The 12,870-nt window shown below is 65.8% G+C and carries 9 protein-coding genes; 5 read left to right on the top strand and 4 right to left on the bottom strand.

Features of this window, described 5'->3' with window-relative positions; translation table 11 throughout:
- Window positions 1-19: 19 nt before the first annotated feature.
- Entirely contained in the window at window positions 20-3,592 is a 3,573-nt protein-coding gene (dnaE, locus tag HMPREF3166_RS09425) for a DNA polymerase III subunit alpha (RefSeq protein ID WP_192816668.1), read from the top strand.
- 107 nt (window positions 3,593-3,699) lie between these two features.
- Window positions 3,700-5,541, top strand: a complete 1,842-nt coding sequence (locus tag HMPREF3166_RS09430) for a pyruvate kinase (protein ID WP_070489024.1) — start codon at window positions 3,700-3,702, stop codon at window positions 5,539-5,541.
- A gap of 18 nt (window positions 5,542-5,559) precedes the next feature.
- Here the strand turns inward: HMPREF3166_RS09430 and treZ are convergent, their stop codons facing one another.
- Window positions 5,560-7,263, bottom strand: a complete 1,704-nt coding sequence (gene treZ / locus HMPREF3166_RS09435; RefSeq protein ID WP_070489027.1) for a malto-oligosyltrehalose trehalohydrolase — start codon at window positions 7,261-7,263, stop codon at window positions 5,560-5,562.
- Window positions 7,264-7,293: 30 nt separating this feature from the next.
- Here treZ and HMPREF3166_RS09440 point away from each other — a divergent pair, with 30 nt between their 5' ends.
- Genes HMPREF3166_RS09440 through HMPREF3166_RS09450 form a run of 3 tightly spaced genes read left to right on the top strand, consistent with a single transcriptional unit; the run spans window position 7,294 to window position 8,681 of the window.
- The gene (locus HMPREF3166_RS09440) at window positions 7,294-7,977 is read left to right on the top strand and encodes an IMPACT family protein (protein ID WP_070489030.1); all 684 of its coding nucleotides are present in this window, start codon (window positions 7,294-7,296) and stop codon (window positions 7,975-7,977) included.
- Between the two features lie 38 nt (window positions 7,978-8,015).
- Window positions 8,016-8,267, top strand: a complete 252-nt coding sequence (locus HMPREF3166_RS09445; RefSeq protein ID WP_070489034.1) for a hypothetical protein — start codon at window positions 8,016-8,018, stop codon at window positions 8,265-8,267.
- A 9-nt stretch (window positions 8,268-8,276) separates the two neighbouring features.
- Window positions 8,277-8,681, top strand: coding sequence for an RNA-binding S4 domain-containing protein (locus HMPREF3166_RS09450; protein WP_049049475.1), 405 nt, complete (start codon window positions 8,277-8,279; stop codon window positions 8,679-8,681).
- Between the two features lie 17 nt (window positions 8,682-8,698).
- On the opposite strand, the gene HMPREF3166_RS09455 is transcribed toward HMPREF3166_RS09450, so the two are convergent.
- Genes HMPREF3166_RS09455 through HMPREF3166_RS09465 form a run of 3 tightly spaced genes read right to left on the bottom strand, consistent with a single transcriptional unit; the run spans window position 8,699 to window position 12,868 of the window.
- Window positions 8,699-9,682, bottom strand: coding sequence for a GTP pyrophosphokinase (locus HMPREF3166_RS09455; RefSeq protein ID WP_070489036.1), 984 nt, complete (start codon window positions 9,680-9,682; stop codon window positions 8,699-8,701).
- A 3-nt stretch (window positions 9,683-9,685) separates the two neighbouring features.
- A complete protein-coding gene (gene treY / locus HMPREF3166_RS09460) occupies window positions 9,686-12,049 on the bottom strand; it encodes a malto-oligosyltrehalose synthase (protein WP_070489039.1) in 2,364 nt (787 codons plus the stop codon).
- An 18-nt stretch (window positions 12,050-12,067) separates the two neighbouring features.
- The gene (locus tag HMPREF3166_RS09465; protein ID WP_070489042.1) at window positions 12,068-12,868 is read right to left on the bottom strand and encodes a BRCT domain-containing protein; all 801 of its coding nucleotides are present in this window, start codon (window positions 12,866-12,868) and stop codon (window positions 12,068-12,070) included.
- Window positions 12,869-12,870: the final 2 nt, after the last annotated feature.

Raw genomic sequence — 12,870 nt, forward strand, 5'->3', positions numbered from 1 at the left:
CGACGCGCTATGATGGCCAATCATGAGCGGTTCCTCCTTTGTCCACCTGCATAACCACACCGAGTACTCCATGCTCGATGGCATGGCCAAGGTCGATCTCTTGGCTAAAGAGGTGGTGCGGCAGGGGATGCCCGCCGTCGGAATGACTGATCACGGAAACATGTACGGTGCGGATGCCTTCTACCGGGCGATGACCGACGCTGGCGTGAAGCCCATCATCGGTATCGAGGCCTACATCGCCCCGGAATCCCGCTTTAACCAGCAGCGCGTGCGCTGGGGCAAGCCGGAGCAGAAGTCGGACGACGTGTCGGCCTCCGGTGCCTACCTGCACCAGACGATGATCGCGGAGAACGCGACGGGCCTGCGCAACCTGTTTTACCTGTCCTCCATGGCCAGCTACGAAGGCCAGCTGGGCAAGTGGCCCCGCATGGATGCAGAGCTGATCGCCCAGCACTCCGAGGGCATCATCGCCACCACCGGCTGCCCCTCCGGCGACGTGCAGACCCGCCTGCGCTTGGGACAGTTCGACAAGGCCCTGGAGGCCGCCGGAATGTGGCAGGACATCTACGGCAAGGACAACTTCTTCCTGGAGCTGATGGACCACGGCCTGGAGATCGAAAAGCGGGTGCGCGACGACCTGCTGGAGATCGGCCGTAGGCTCGAGCTGCCGCCGCTGGTAACCAACGACTGCCACTACGTGCTGGAGCAGCAGGCTCCGGCGCACGAGGTGATGCTGTGCGTGCAGACTGGCTCCACGCTGGACGAGCCGACCCTGGACCAGGGCGGTAAGCGCTTCGCGTTCTCCGGCACCGGCTACTACGTGCGTAGCGCCGAAGACATCCGCGCGCAGTGGGATAAGGAAGTGCCGAAGGGCTGCGACAACACCCTGTGGGTGGCCGAGCGCGTGCAGGACTACTCCGAGATCTGGGAGGAGCACCCGCACGACCGCATGCCGATCGCCGACGTGCCGGAAGGTCACACGCCGACGACCTGGCTGACCCACGAGGTGATGAAGGGCCTGGAGGAGCGCTTCCCGGGCAAGGAGGTGCCCGCCGAGTACATCGACCGCGCGAAGTACGAGATCAGCGTGATCGACATGAAGGGCTACCCGTCCTACTTCCTGATCGTCGCCGAGCTGATTAAGTACGCTCGCTCCGTTGGCATCCGCGTCGGGCCCGGCCGTGGTTCGGCCGCCGGCGCGCTGGTCGCCTACGCCCTGACGATCACGAACATCGACCCGATGGAACACGGTCTGCTGTTCGAGCGCTTCCTGAACCCCGAGCGCCCGTCCGCCCCCGATATCGATATCGACTTCGACGATCGCCGCCGCGGCGAGATGATCCGTTACGCCTCCGACCGCTGGGGCGAGGACAAGATCGCCCAGGTGATCACCTTCGGCACGGTGAAGACGAAGCAGGCCATTAAGGACTCCGCGCGCGCCCACTACGGCCAGGCGGGCTTCCAGATGGCCGACCGGATCACCAAGGCCCTACCGCCGGCGATCATGGCCAAGGACATTCCGCTCCACGGCATCACCGACCCCGAGCACGAGCGTTACCCCGAGGCCGCCGAGGTTCGCCAGCTGATCGAAACCGACCCTGACGTGGCGAAGATCTACAAGGACGCACTCGGCTTGGAAGGCGTGATCCGCCAAGCCGGTGTGCACGCCTGTGCCGTGATTATGTCCAGCGTGCCGCTGCTGGACTGCATCCCCATGTGGAAGCGCAAGCAGGACGGCGCGCTGATCACCGGCTGGCCGTACCCCGCTTGTGAGGCCATCGGGTTGCTGAAGATGGACTTCCTGGGCCTGCGAAACCTTACGGTTATTGGTGACGCCCTCGAAAACATCAAGACCAACCGCGACTTCGAGCTGGACCTGGAAAACCTCGACACGGTGGATGACCCCACCTACGAGCTGCTGGCGCGCGGCGAGACGCTGGGCGTGTTCCAGCTGGACTCCGCGGGCATGCAGAAGCTGCTGAAGCGCATGAAGCCCACGGGCTTCAACGACATCGTGGCCGCGCTGGCGCTGTACCGTCCGGGCCCCATGGGTGTGGACGCACACTGGGAGTACGCCGACCGCAAGAACGGCCGCAAGCCGATTGTGCCGATCCACCCGGAGTTGGAAGAGGCGCTGCACGAGATCCTCGAGGAAACCTACGGCCTGATCGTGTACCAGGAGCAGATCATGAAGATCTCCCAGAAGGTCGCGAACTACACCGCCGGCCAGGCCGATGGCTTCCGTAAGGCAATGGGTAAGAAGAAGCCGGAGGTGCTGGAAAAGGAGTTCGTCACCTTCGAATCCGGCATGAAGGCCAACGGCTACTCCGCCGATGCCATCAAGACGCTGTGGGATACGATCCTGCCGTTCGCCGGCTACGCCTTCAACAAGTCCCACGCCGCAGGCTACGGTCTGGTTTCCTTCTGGACCGCGTACCTGAAGGCCAACTATGCGCCGGAGTACATGGCCGCGCTGCTGACCTCCGTGGCGGATAAGAAGGACAAGTCCGCGATCTACCTGGCAGACTGCCGCCACCTGGGCATTCGGGTGCTGTCGCCGGATGTCAACGATTCGCGCTACACTTTCCAGTCCGTCGGCGAGGACATCCGCTTCGGCCTGGGCGCGGTGCGCAACGTGGGCGAGGATGTGGTGAATTCCATCATCGCCTCCCGCGAGGAAAAGGGTGCGTTCACCGACTTCTCCGACTACCTGGACAAGATCGACCTGGTAGCGGCGAATAAGCGCGTCACCGAGTCTCTGATTAAGGCCGGAGCATTCGACTCGCTGGGCCACCCGCGCAAGGGCATGGTGCTGGTCCACGAGGACGCGGTGGATGCCGTCACCGCCACCAAGAAGGCCGCTGCGAAGGGCCAGTTCGACCTCTTTGCAGGCCTGGGCGGCGACGATGGCGCGGGCGATGTCTTCCGCGTGGAGGTTCCCGACCAAGAGTGGGAGCGCAAGCACCAGCTGGCCCTCGAGCGCGACATGCTGGGCCTGTACGTCTCCGGCCACCCGTTGGACGGCTTCGAGGACGCGCTGGATGCGCAGGTCGACACGCCCCTGACCACCGTGCTGTCCGGCGAACTGCCGAACAACAAGGACCTGAAGATCGGTGGCATCATCTCGGCCGTCGAGCGCCGTATCGACCGCAACGGCAACCCCTGGGCGATCGCCACGCTGGAGGACCAGCACGGCGCGCAGGTGGAGCTACTGGTGTTCCCGAAGACTTACCAGATTGTGGCCCCGCAGATCGTCGAGGACGCCATCGTTCTGGCTAAGGCGAAGATCAACTACCGCGAAGACGATATGCGCCTGTTCTGCCAGGACATCAAGTCGGCAGAGCTCACCGTCGGCGCGGGCTCCGGCGTGCCGCTGCGCCTGAACATCCGCGTAGACCAGGCAACTCCCGACAACATGGCCAATCTGCGCCGCGTGCTCAGCCAGAACAAGGGCGATTCGGATGTCTACCTCACCCTCATCGACGGCGAGGAGGAGGTCCAGTTCCTGCTGGCCCCGGAGATGCGCGTGAACAAGTCTCCGTCGCTCATGGGGGCGCTGAAGGCGTCCACGTGGGAGGGCATCTTCTCCTAGAGCAGTTGCCGAGCGCAACCCCGGCCAACCTGACACGATAGAAGGGACACAACGCTCGCGAGGCCGTCGACACAGCCGCGCACTTCTCAAGGAGATGTCCCTTCACCATGCAGGTCAACAAGCAAGCCGTTCTAGAAGCGATCGAGGAACTCCTCGACGAACTCGATAGCCAAACCCTGCACTGGTACCCGGAGATTAGCGCCACCGCGCCGACCCACTTCGTCGGCGCCCGCAACCTGGTGCACTACACTACGCTGCGCACCAGCGACCGCCGCGGCCTGCAGGGGAATCTGGAGAGCCTGGGAGCCACGCGCCTGTCCACTGCGGAGCCAGCAGTCAAGGCGCGCTTGCAAGCCGCGCACAACGTGGTCTCTGCTCTGGATGGTCGCTCGCCGCAGTTCGCTGAGGAGGACGTTTCTGACGCCATCGTGGGGGCCGATGAGCTGCTTGAACAGCACACGGAGGCTCTCTTCGGGGTAGAGGCTTTGCCAGGGGACTCCTCGTACATCATGGTCACCTTGCCGATCGAGGCCGCCTACGACCAGGAGCTGGTAGCCCGGCTGGTGGATTCCGGCATGGAGCTGGCGCGCATCAACTGCGCCCATGACGGGCCGGAGGTATGGAAGCGGATGATCGACAACGTCCGCGCGGCCGGTAAGGCCGCGGGGCGTTACATCCCCGTCAGCATGGACCTGGCCGGGCCGAAGATCCGCACTGGCCGCATCGCGCCGGGTCCGGCGGTGGTGCGCGTGCGTGTGCAGCGGGACGACGCGGGCACGGTCATCCAGCCTTGCCGCCTGTGGATGATCCCGGAGGATCGCGAGCTGGCTGAGGCCCCCATGGCGGAGAACACGCTGGGGCGCCCAATCGTGAGCGTGCACGTCTCCCGGGAGTTCTTTGATGCCCTGGAGGTTGGAGAGACGATCCGTGTGGAGGACGCACGCGGCAAGAAGCGGAAGCTGGGCGTCATTAAGAAAGACAGCGAGGGCGCCCTGGCGGAGGGACAGCAGAACATCTACCTGCAGCTCGGCGCGGAGCTGAAAACGGAGAACGCAAAGACGGCGGTGGGGTCGGTGCCGCAGGTGCTGCAGAAACTGCGGCCGCAAACCGGGGATAGGATTGTGCTTACCAGCGCCGATGTGGTGTGCGACCCGCAGGACGGTGACATCCCGAAGATCAGTTGTACGCTGCCGGAGGCAGTGCGGGCACTGGAGGTGGGCCAGCAGGTGCTGTTCGACGATGGCGCGATCGCGGCGAAGGTGGTGGGGAAGCGGGGAACCCTGGATACAGAGAGCACAGAGGAGACGGTCGAGGCGGAGCTGCTGGTCACCCGCGGCGGGGCGAAACTGGCGGAGTACAAGGGCATCAACCTGCCCGACACGGAGCTGCCGCTGCCGAGCCTGACCGAGGAGGACGAGGCCGCGCTGGCGTTCGTGGCCAAGCACGCGGATATGGCCGCGGTGAGCTTCATCCGCTCCCGCGAGGACGTGGCCTATGTGCTGGAGAAGTTCCACGAGCTGGGCGCCGACGACCTGGGCCTGGTGCTGAAGATCGAGACGATCCCGGCCTTCGAGAACCTGACCACCATCCTGCTGGAGGGCATGCGGCACGCGAAGTTCGGCGTGATGCTGGCCCGCGGCGACCTGGCAGTGGAGATGGGCTTTGCCCGCATGGCGGAGGTGCCCGGCCAGGTGATGGCGATGGTGGAGGCCGCGCACGTGCCGCTGATCATCGCCACCCAGGTGTTGGAATCGATGGCGAAGTCCGGGCTGCCGACCCGCGCGGAGATCACCGACGTGGCGTGGGCGCTGCGAGCCGAGTGCATCATGCTGAACAAGGGGCCGCACATTCCGGAGGCCATCGCGATCCTGCGGGAGATTGGCGTGAAGATGGACCGCTCGCAGCGCAAGAACCGCATGCTGCTGCACCACGTGCGCAGCTGGCAATAACCGGCCAACTGCGACCGGCTACTGGGCGCTGTAGCGTGCCTCCCACGGGCCGAGCCCCAGGCGATCGTGGGGCGCGTCGGCCAGGTTCACGGTTACCTTTACCAGCGATTCCGGGGCCTGATAGGTCAGCTCGATCCAGCGGCCGTGCGCCAGCTCGTCGCCCGCGTCGACCGGCGGCACCGTCGGATTTACTCCAGCCAGGGCCTCGCTGACCGGCTCCTCGCCATCGGCCCACCAGCGGATGTCCAGTAGCTCCGCCTCGGCCAGGCGGTGGGTGCGGCGGAACTCCAGCAGATCCGTGTACCCGCGCAGCACCTCCGCGTGCGGGCGCTCCGTGCGCTCCGCCCACTGCAGCACGCTGTTCCGGAAGGTTTCCTCCGCCGCCGGGTTCGGCACGTCCTTCGGGTCCCACCCGGCGCGTGCGAACTCGCGCATGCGGCCCTCGCGGGTGGCCTGGTTGAGCTCTTCGTCCTCGTGGTCGACGAAGAACGCAAACGGGGTGGAGGCACCCCATTCCTCACCCATGAACAGCATCGGGGTAAAGGGGCTGGTCAGCACCAGCGTGGCCTTCGCCAGCTGCTGGTCGACCGACAGGTTCATGCTCGGCCGGTCGCCCGCCGCGCGGTTGCCGGTCTGGTCGTGGGTGGTCGTGTACGTCACGAAGCGCCACAGCTCCGGGTCCGTCACCGGCCTGCCGTGTGTGCGCCCGCGGAAGGAGCTATAGCGCCCGTCGTGCCAGAACACTCGCTGGAACGCCGTGGCCAGCACCTCCACCGTGCCGAAGTCGGAGTAGTAGGCGTGATCCTCGCCGGAGACCACGGTGTGTATCGCGTGGTGGATGTCGTCGTTCCACTGCGCGACCTTGTAGCTCTCGGTGTACACGGGATCGTTCTGGTCGGATTCGGCCATGATCCAGGCGGGCTCGGCTGCATCGCGGATCTGTTCGATCAGGCTCACCGCGCCCGTGTCGTCCAGCGCGTGCACCGCGTCCAGGCGTAGGCCGTCCACCCCGAACTCCTGAGTCCACTGGTGCACGGCTTCCAGGATGTAGGTGCGCACCTCGTCGGAGTCCCGGCCCTGCAGGTTCACTACGTCACCCCAGCCGGTCGAGCCGCCGGCGGTGTAGGGGCCGAACACCCCGGTGTAATTACCGTCGGGGCCGAAGTGGTTGTACACCACGTCCAACACCACGGCCAGGTCGCGGTCGTGGGCGGCGTCAATAAGCCTCAACAGTCCGTCCGGGCCACCGTAAACGTCCGTGACCGCGTGCCACATCACGCCGTCGTAGCCCCAGTTACGCTCGCCGCCGAAGGGTTGCACGGGCATGAGCTCGATGGCGGTGACGCCCACAGCTTTAAGCTCGTCGAGCTTCTCAATCGCGGCGTCGAAGGTGCCCTCCGGGGTGAATGTGCCGATGTGCAGCTCGTAGAGAACCTCGCCGCGCAGCGGGCGACCCAGCTGCTTGCGTGGCTCGTCGATTTGCCACACCTCCGACAGACCGTGGATGCCGTCGGGCTGGCGCTTGGAGCGCGGGTCGGGGAAGACGGGGGAGCCGTCGACGGAGAAGCCATATCGGTCGCCGGGGTTGGCGGGAACGTCGGCGAGGAACCAGTTATCCGCCTCGCGGGTCATGGGGATGCGTTGTTCGGCACCGGTGCTTGTTTGCGCAGGTTGCAGGACTAGTTCTACGTTTTCGGCCAGGGGAGCCCACACGGAATACATGGGTTCAACCCTAGCTGCGATAATGGGAGAATGCCTGACGATACAGCGCCGCAGAGCGCCTCCCACCCGGAACCCTCGTACGTCCGCCCGCAGTCGGGCAGGTATTCCGCGGAGGTGGAGATCAAACGCTCCCGCTTTATCGGCCTGGCCGCGCGCTGCGCCACCGAGGACGAGGCGCGCGACTTCATAGGCGCCATCCGGCGCGAGTACCCGGACGCACGCCACCACTGCAGTGCGTTCGTGGTGCAGGTGGATTCCGCGCAACCGATCGAACGCTCCAGTGACGACGGCGAGCCTGCCGGCACCGCGGGCCAGCCCATGCTGGAAGTACTGAAGGGCTGGCACGACCCGGAGCCGCTGCAGGACGTGGCGGTCGTGGTGGTGCGCTACTTCGGCGGAGTGAAGCTGGGTACCGGCGGGCTGGTGCGTGCCTACCAGGAGGCCACCCGCGAGGTTCTGCAGCAGGTGCCGCTGGTGCTGCGCCGCCAGCTGGACTTGTACACCTGCGAGGTGCCGCACGCAGACGCCGGGCGCGTGGAAGCCGAGGTCCGCGCCGCCGGATACACCGTGGTGGGAGTGGAATACAAGGCCACGGCGGAGCTGGCGATCGCCTGCGAACCCGGCGCGCCGCTGCCGGACTTCTTGGCCAGTATCACCAGCGGGGCGGTGGAGGCCCACCTGGAGGGGCAGCGCTGGATCGAGGACGCGCTGTAGCTGATTAACTACACGCCGATTAACTACACTGTCTAAGCATGAGCAACTATGGCAACCTGCCCGCCAATCGCCCGGGCAACGATCCCATCGCCCAGCGCAAGGCGGAGGTTCGTAAGCACTCCCGGAACATCCAGATCGCCGGTGGCATCGGCGCGGTCAGTCTGATCGGTGGCCTGACGATCCTGCCCACCACCTTCTTCGCCATCATCGTGCCGATCCTGGCGGTGGCGTTTATCGCCTACAGCGGCTTTCAGATCAAGGGCATCGTCGAGCACAAAGATCAGTGGTGACGCATCCCGTTGGCCAGCCCCGCAACTTCTAGCGCTTCCGGCACCTCCAGCGCTCCCAGTAAGGTCCGCATCGATGCCTGGGTGTGGGCCGTTCGCCTGTGCAAGACCCGTGCCCAGGCCGCCGCTGCCTGCCGCGCCGGGCACGTGAAGATCAACGACGTTTCGGTGAAGCCCGCCCAGCCGGTCGTGGTGGGCGACACGGTGCGCGTGTGGATCCACCACCGCGAACACATCGTGGAGGTCACGCAGCTGCTCTCCAAGCGCGTGGGCGCGGAGCTGGCCCGCAAGGCCTATATCGACCATTCGCCGCCCCCGCCGGTGATCCCCGCCATGCCGCGCCGGGATCGGGGAGCGGGCCGCCCGACGAAGCGGGAGCGCCGCCAGCTGGAGCGCTTCAAGCGCGGCGAGCTCTAGCTGGCTCTTTCTCGGGGCTAGCCAGTTTTCTGCCCCAGCTGCTGCCACCTGTTGCCCAGCCTGCCAGGGCGGGATTGCGCATTGTCGCCGATGTGTACCGTCTTGCGGATGTGCTCGCGCCCGTAGGCGAATAGCAGCATGTCGTCCACCAGTCGCACCTGGCCGGGGTTGTACGGGTAGTTCATCGCCTTGCGCAGCGCCTTCAGCCGCTTCGGCGCCAGCAGCTCGCGGAGTTGCGCGACCGTCGTGATGTCGTGGGCGGCCAGCATCTCGATGGCGTAGTGGTAGTAGTCCACGCGCGAGGTCGGGTACTTCGACCCCACAATGCGGCTCAGCACGCGCGGCAGCGACTCCTCGTCGAGCGTCCCCTCGACCTCCTCGCCGGAGGTGCCGATGATGCCCGCGATCTTGTCGAACTGCTCATCCGCCAGCTCGATCAGCCCCGCGGCCAGGGTGAATGCGCGCTGCACCTCGGGGGAGCTGGTCTCTGGATGCTGCTGGTTCTTGTAGCGCACGTCGTGTTCGAACTCGGCCCATGCGTGCTGCAGCACGGTGCGCAGTTGTATCTCTATGTACTTTGGTGACGCCCCGTCTTCAGCCGCCCACGGCTCATCCTTAGCGGAGACAATCAGGTGTTGGCTGGCGTACCCGAAGCGCCCCTCGCGGGCGGTTTCGGCGGCCTTGTCGATCACTCGCACCACTGTGAATAGGCCGGATAGCGCGTCCTTGAGCTGCGGGATCTCCGAGGAGTGGAAGGTGATCACGCGCACGCCGATCACGTCGTGGGCGTCCGTAAACGAGTCGTAGTCCGGGTATGCCTCGTTGGCGAGTTTGCGGGCGAAGCTCGTCCGGTCCTTGATGCGGACGCTCACGCGGTCAAACGTGAGGCCGGCGTCATCAAGAACATCAATAATGTGCGCCTCCAGGTCGGCGGCGACGGTGGGGTGCGCCTGAATCCAGGTGTCGTAGTCCTGCAGCGCCCGGCGGGCTTTCTTGGCCAAGGCTTAAGCCCCCATGCGCGTGAGGATCGCCTGGCCGCGCTCGCTAAACAGGCTGTCCAGCGGAACCTCGCCCTCCCACATGCTGCCGGAGAGGCGATCCTCCCACACGCCCTCGGGCAGGGCTACCGTCGTGTCCGCCCAGCCGTCGCGGAGGATGTCCAGCGGGCGGCGGGTGACGAGCGTGATGACGTCCTCGCCGCGCAGGGTGCCCAGCACGTGACGCTCCATGGTGCCGGTGGCCATGACGGGCAGGTAGCTGGCCTCGTCCAGCTCGAACTGGTTGCGGATCTGCAGGGCGGTGGCGATGACGTACAGGCGCTCGTCGTCGATGCTGCGCACGTCGCCGCGGGAGACGCGATCCAGGGCCTCCATGCGCTCGGCGAAGTCCACCTTGCGGCGGTTGTCCGGGTCCACCAGCGAGTCGGTGAAGAACTCCGTGCCCTGGTAGATGTCCGGAATGCCCGGCCCCATGATCTGCAGCAGCTTCTTGGAGATGGAGACCACCTCCGCCGCCGGGGCGATCTCCGCGACGAACGCGGTGATCTCTTCACCCTGGGTGTCGATGGTGGAATCGATCCACTGGTGGATGGAGGCTTCGAACTCCTCGTTCACGTCGAACCAGGTGGTGTGCACGCCGGCCTCGCGCATGGCCTTTTCCGCGTAGGCGTGCAGGCGCTCCCGCAGTTCGTCGGTGACGTTGCCGTCCACCGGCCACACGCCGATCATGTTCTGCAGCAGGAAGTGGCAGGTGCCGCCGTCGACGTAATCGATGCCGTCGCAGAGCTCCGCGAAGCGCTCCGCGGATTCGGTGATGCAGCTGATGCGGCTGCGCACGTCCTCCCCGCGCTTCGTGTCGTGGGTCGTGAGCGCGGTCATCGCCTTCGGCCACAGGCGGGCGCGCTCGGCCTGCAGCAGGTGGAACTCGGCGGGGGACACGCCGAAGCGGCCCGGCGCGCCGCCGACCTCCTGCAGGCTCACCAGGCGGGAGCCGCGGTAGAAGGCGGTATCCTCCACGCCTTTGGCCATCACCGCGCCGCAGACCTGCGCGAAGCGCACGTTCGCCTCGCCGCGGGAGATCAGGGCGGTGGCGATCAGGTCCAGCGCGTCGGCGCGCTCCGGGTAGCGGATGATCATTTGGGCGATCGCGGTGCTGGTTACGCGGGATAGGGATTCGTAGTCCGCGCGGTAGACCGGCATAGAGGCGATCAGCTCGATCAGGGTTTCGCGCAGCTCCTCGTCGGACACGGCCTCGCCGGAGGTGGACCAGTTGTCGCTGCGCACGGCGCGGGCCAGGCGGCGCACCTCGGCCGCGAGCTCCTGCCCGGCGACTTCGGACTTCAGCTCGTATTCGGCCTTCTCAAAGGCCTCTGCGTCCCACTCCGAGCCGGTCATGTCCAGCGCCAGGTTAGCCATCGTGCCCACGGCCGGGCGGTGAACGAACACGCCGTCCAGCTCGCGCAGCGCGTCGTAGCCGGTGGTGCCGTCGACCGTCAGGCGGGGATCCAGCGGCTCGGGGACCCCCAGGATCTTCTCCACCAGCAGCCAGCGCTCGTCGCCGATCAGCTTGCGCAGCTGCTTTAGGTAGTTAAAGGGGTCCGCCAAGCCATCCGGGTGGTCCACGCGCACACCGTCGATGATGTCCGCCGCGATCAGTTGGTTCAGGATGCGGTGGGAGTGCTCGAACACCACCGGGTCTTCCTGCCGCAGGCCCGCCAGCCCGTTGATGCTGAAGAAGCGGCGGTAGTTGATCACCCCGTCGCGCCAGTACATCAGGCGGTAGTGCTGGCGATCGTGCACCTCCTGCGGGGTGCCGCCGAGCGTGCCCTCGGCGATGGGGAAGCGGTTGTCGTAGTAGCACAGCATCGGCTCTGTCTCTGTGCCCTCTGTGCCTTCTGTGCCATCTTCGATCCGCAGTTCTGCGACATCGTCCTCGCTGCCCAACACCGGCAGGCCCAGCCGTCCGCCTGCGCCGTTGTCCTCGGACCAGTCGACGTCGAAATACTCCGCGTACTCGGACTCCTTGCCGTTTTTCAGCAGATCCCACCACCAGGGGTTCAGCTGCGGATCGTCCACGCCAACGTGGTTCGGCACGATGTCCAGCAGCAGCTTGATGCCTGCCTCGTGGGCTTTCTCGGCCAGGGACCGCAGACCGTCGATGCCCCCGAGCTCGGGGTTGATGACCGACGGGTCGGTGACGTCGTAGCCGTGGGTGGATTCCTTCGGCGCTTGCATCACCGGGGAGAGGTAGAGGTGCGAAACGCCGAGGCGGGAAAAGTAGGGCAGGTGCTCTTCCGCATCTGCGAAAGTGAAGGCTTGGGTGGGGTCGGATCCGGGTCCGCGGAGCTGAAGGCGATAGGTCGCTGACATGCCCTCTAGGCTACTTGCCTACTTGATTAGCTGCAGGAACTCCTGGAACCCAATGATCTGCAGCTCCTGGCCCTTATCCTGCAGCTCGCGGGCGCGCTTTTCCTTCGAGGTCATGGAGTGCCATTCGCCGACAATCAGCATCGTCGTCTTCTTCGTCACGTTCTTGGCCACCACGCCGCCGCGGGAGGCGATCATGTCCCACACCTCGCCCTTGTCGTAGGGCTCCACGTCGCCGGTCACGCACACCGTCTGCCCGTAGATGGGCCCGTCGATGTCCGCCTCCTCGTTCGTCTCGGGGACTTCGTCAGGAGTGGCTACCTTCGCCCACGGCGCCGGCGCGCGCTGTTGTTGCTTCTTTGGTGTCTTTTTCGGTGACGCCCCCTCGTTCCCGCCGCCGGCGGATTCAGCGAAGCTGACCCATTCCGCGGCGGAGATCTCCGTGTTCTCAGTGTTCGCAGAGTCTGCAGAGCCAGCAGCGTCTGCAGTGTCTGCCCCGGCAGATCCAGACCCGGCTTCCAGGGGGTAGCCCGCCTGCAGGTTGGTGAGCTGAAGATCCAGCGCGGCGAACTCCTCGGCTTGTGAGGGAGAGAAGTTCACGCGGGGACGTTCGGCGTCAAAAAGCAATTGGATGTACCCCGGCGAACAGCCTTCGGGCGCCTGCTTGTACCAGCCGATGAGCTCGTCGGCTGGGCGAGCGACATCCGGGTACAGCGAGGAAGCCAGCGGCGAGCGGGTCACCCGGATCTCCTCGGTGGTAAGGGTGACTTCCGCGCCGCGGGCGGGGAAGGTTGCGGGGGAGGGGGACGAAGCGGCAGCCATGC

The sequence above is a fragment of the Corynebacterium sp. HMSC08A12 genome (assembly GCF_001807485.1).
Taxonomy (GTDB): Bacteria; Actinomycetota; Actinomycetes; order Mycobacteriales; family Mycobacteriaceae; genus Corynebacterium; species Corynebacterium evansiae.

Excerpts from the sequence above, each read along its gene's own strand:
- HMPREF3166_RS09440 (WP_070489030.1), top strand. The coding sequence starts at position 7,294 with ATGCCTGACGATACAGCGCCGCAGAGCGCCTCCCACCCGGAACCCTCG.
- HMPREF3166_RS09465 (WP_070489042.1), bottom strand. The coding sequence starts at position 12,868 with ATGGCTGCCGCTTCGTCCCCCTCCCCCGCAACCTTCCCCGCCCGCGGC.
- HMPREF3166_RS09445 (WP_070489034.1), top strand. The coding sequence starts at position 8,016 with ATGAGCAACTATGGCAACCTGCCCGCCAATCGCCCGGGCAACGATCCC.
- treZ (WP_070489027.1), bottom strand. The coding sequence starts at position 7,263 with ATGTATTCCGTGTGGGCTCCCCTGGCCGAAAACGTAGAACTAGTCCTG.
- HMPREF3166_RS09430 (WP_070489024.1), top strand. The coding sequence starts at position 3,700 with ATGCAGGTCAACAAGCAAGCCGTTCTAGAAGCGATCGAGGAACTCCTC.
- treY (WP_070489039.1), bottom strand. The coding sequence starts at position 12,049 with ATGTCAGCGACCTATCGCCTTCAGCTCCGCGGACCCGGATCCGACCCC.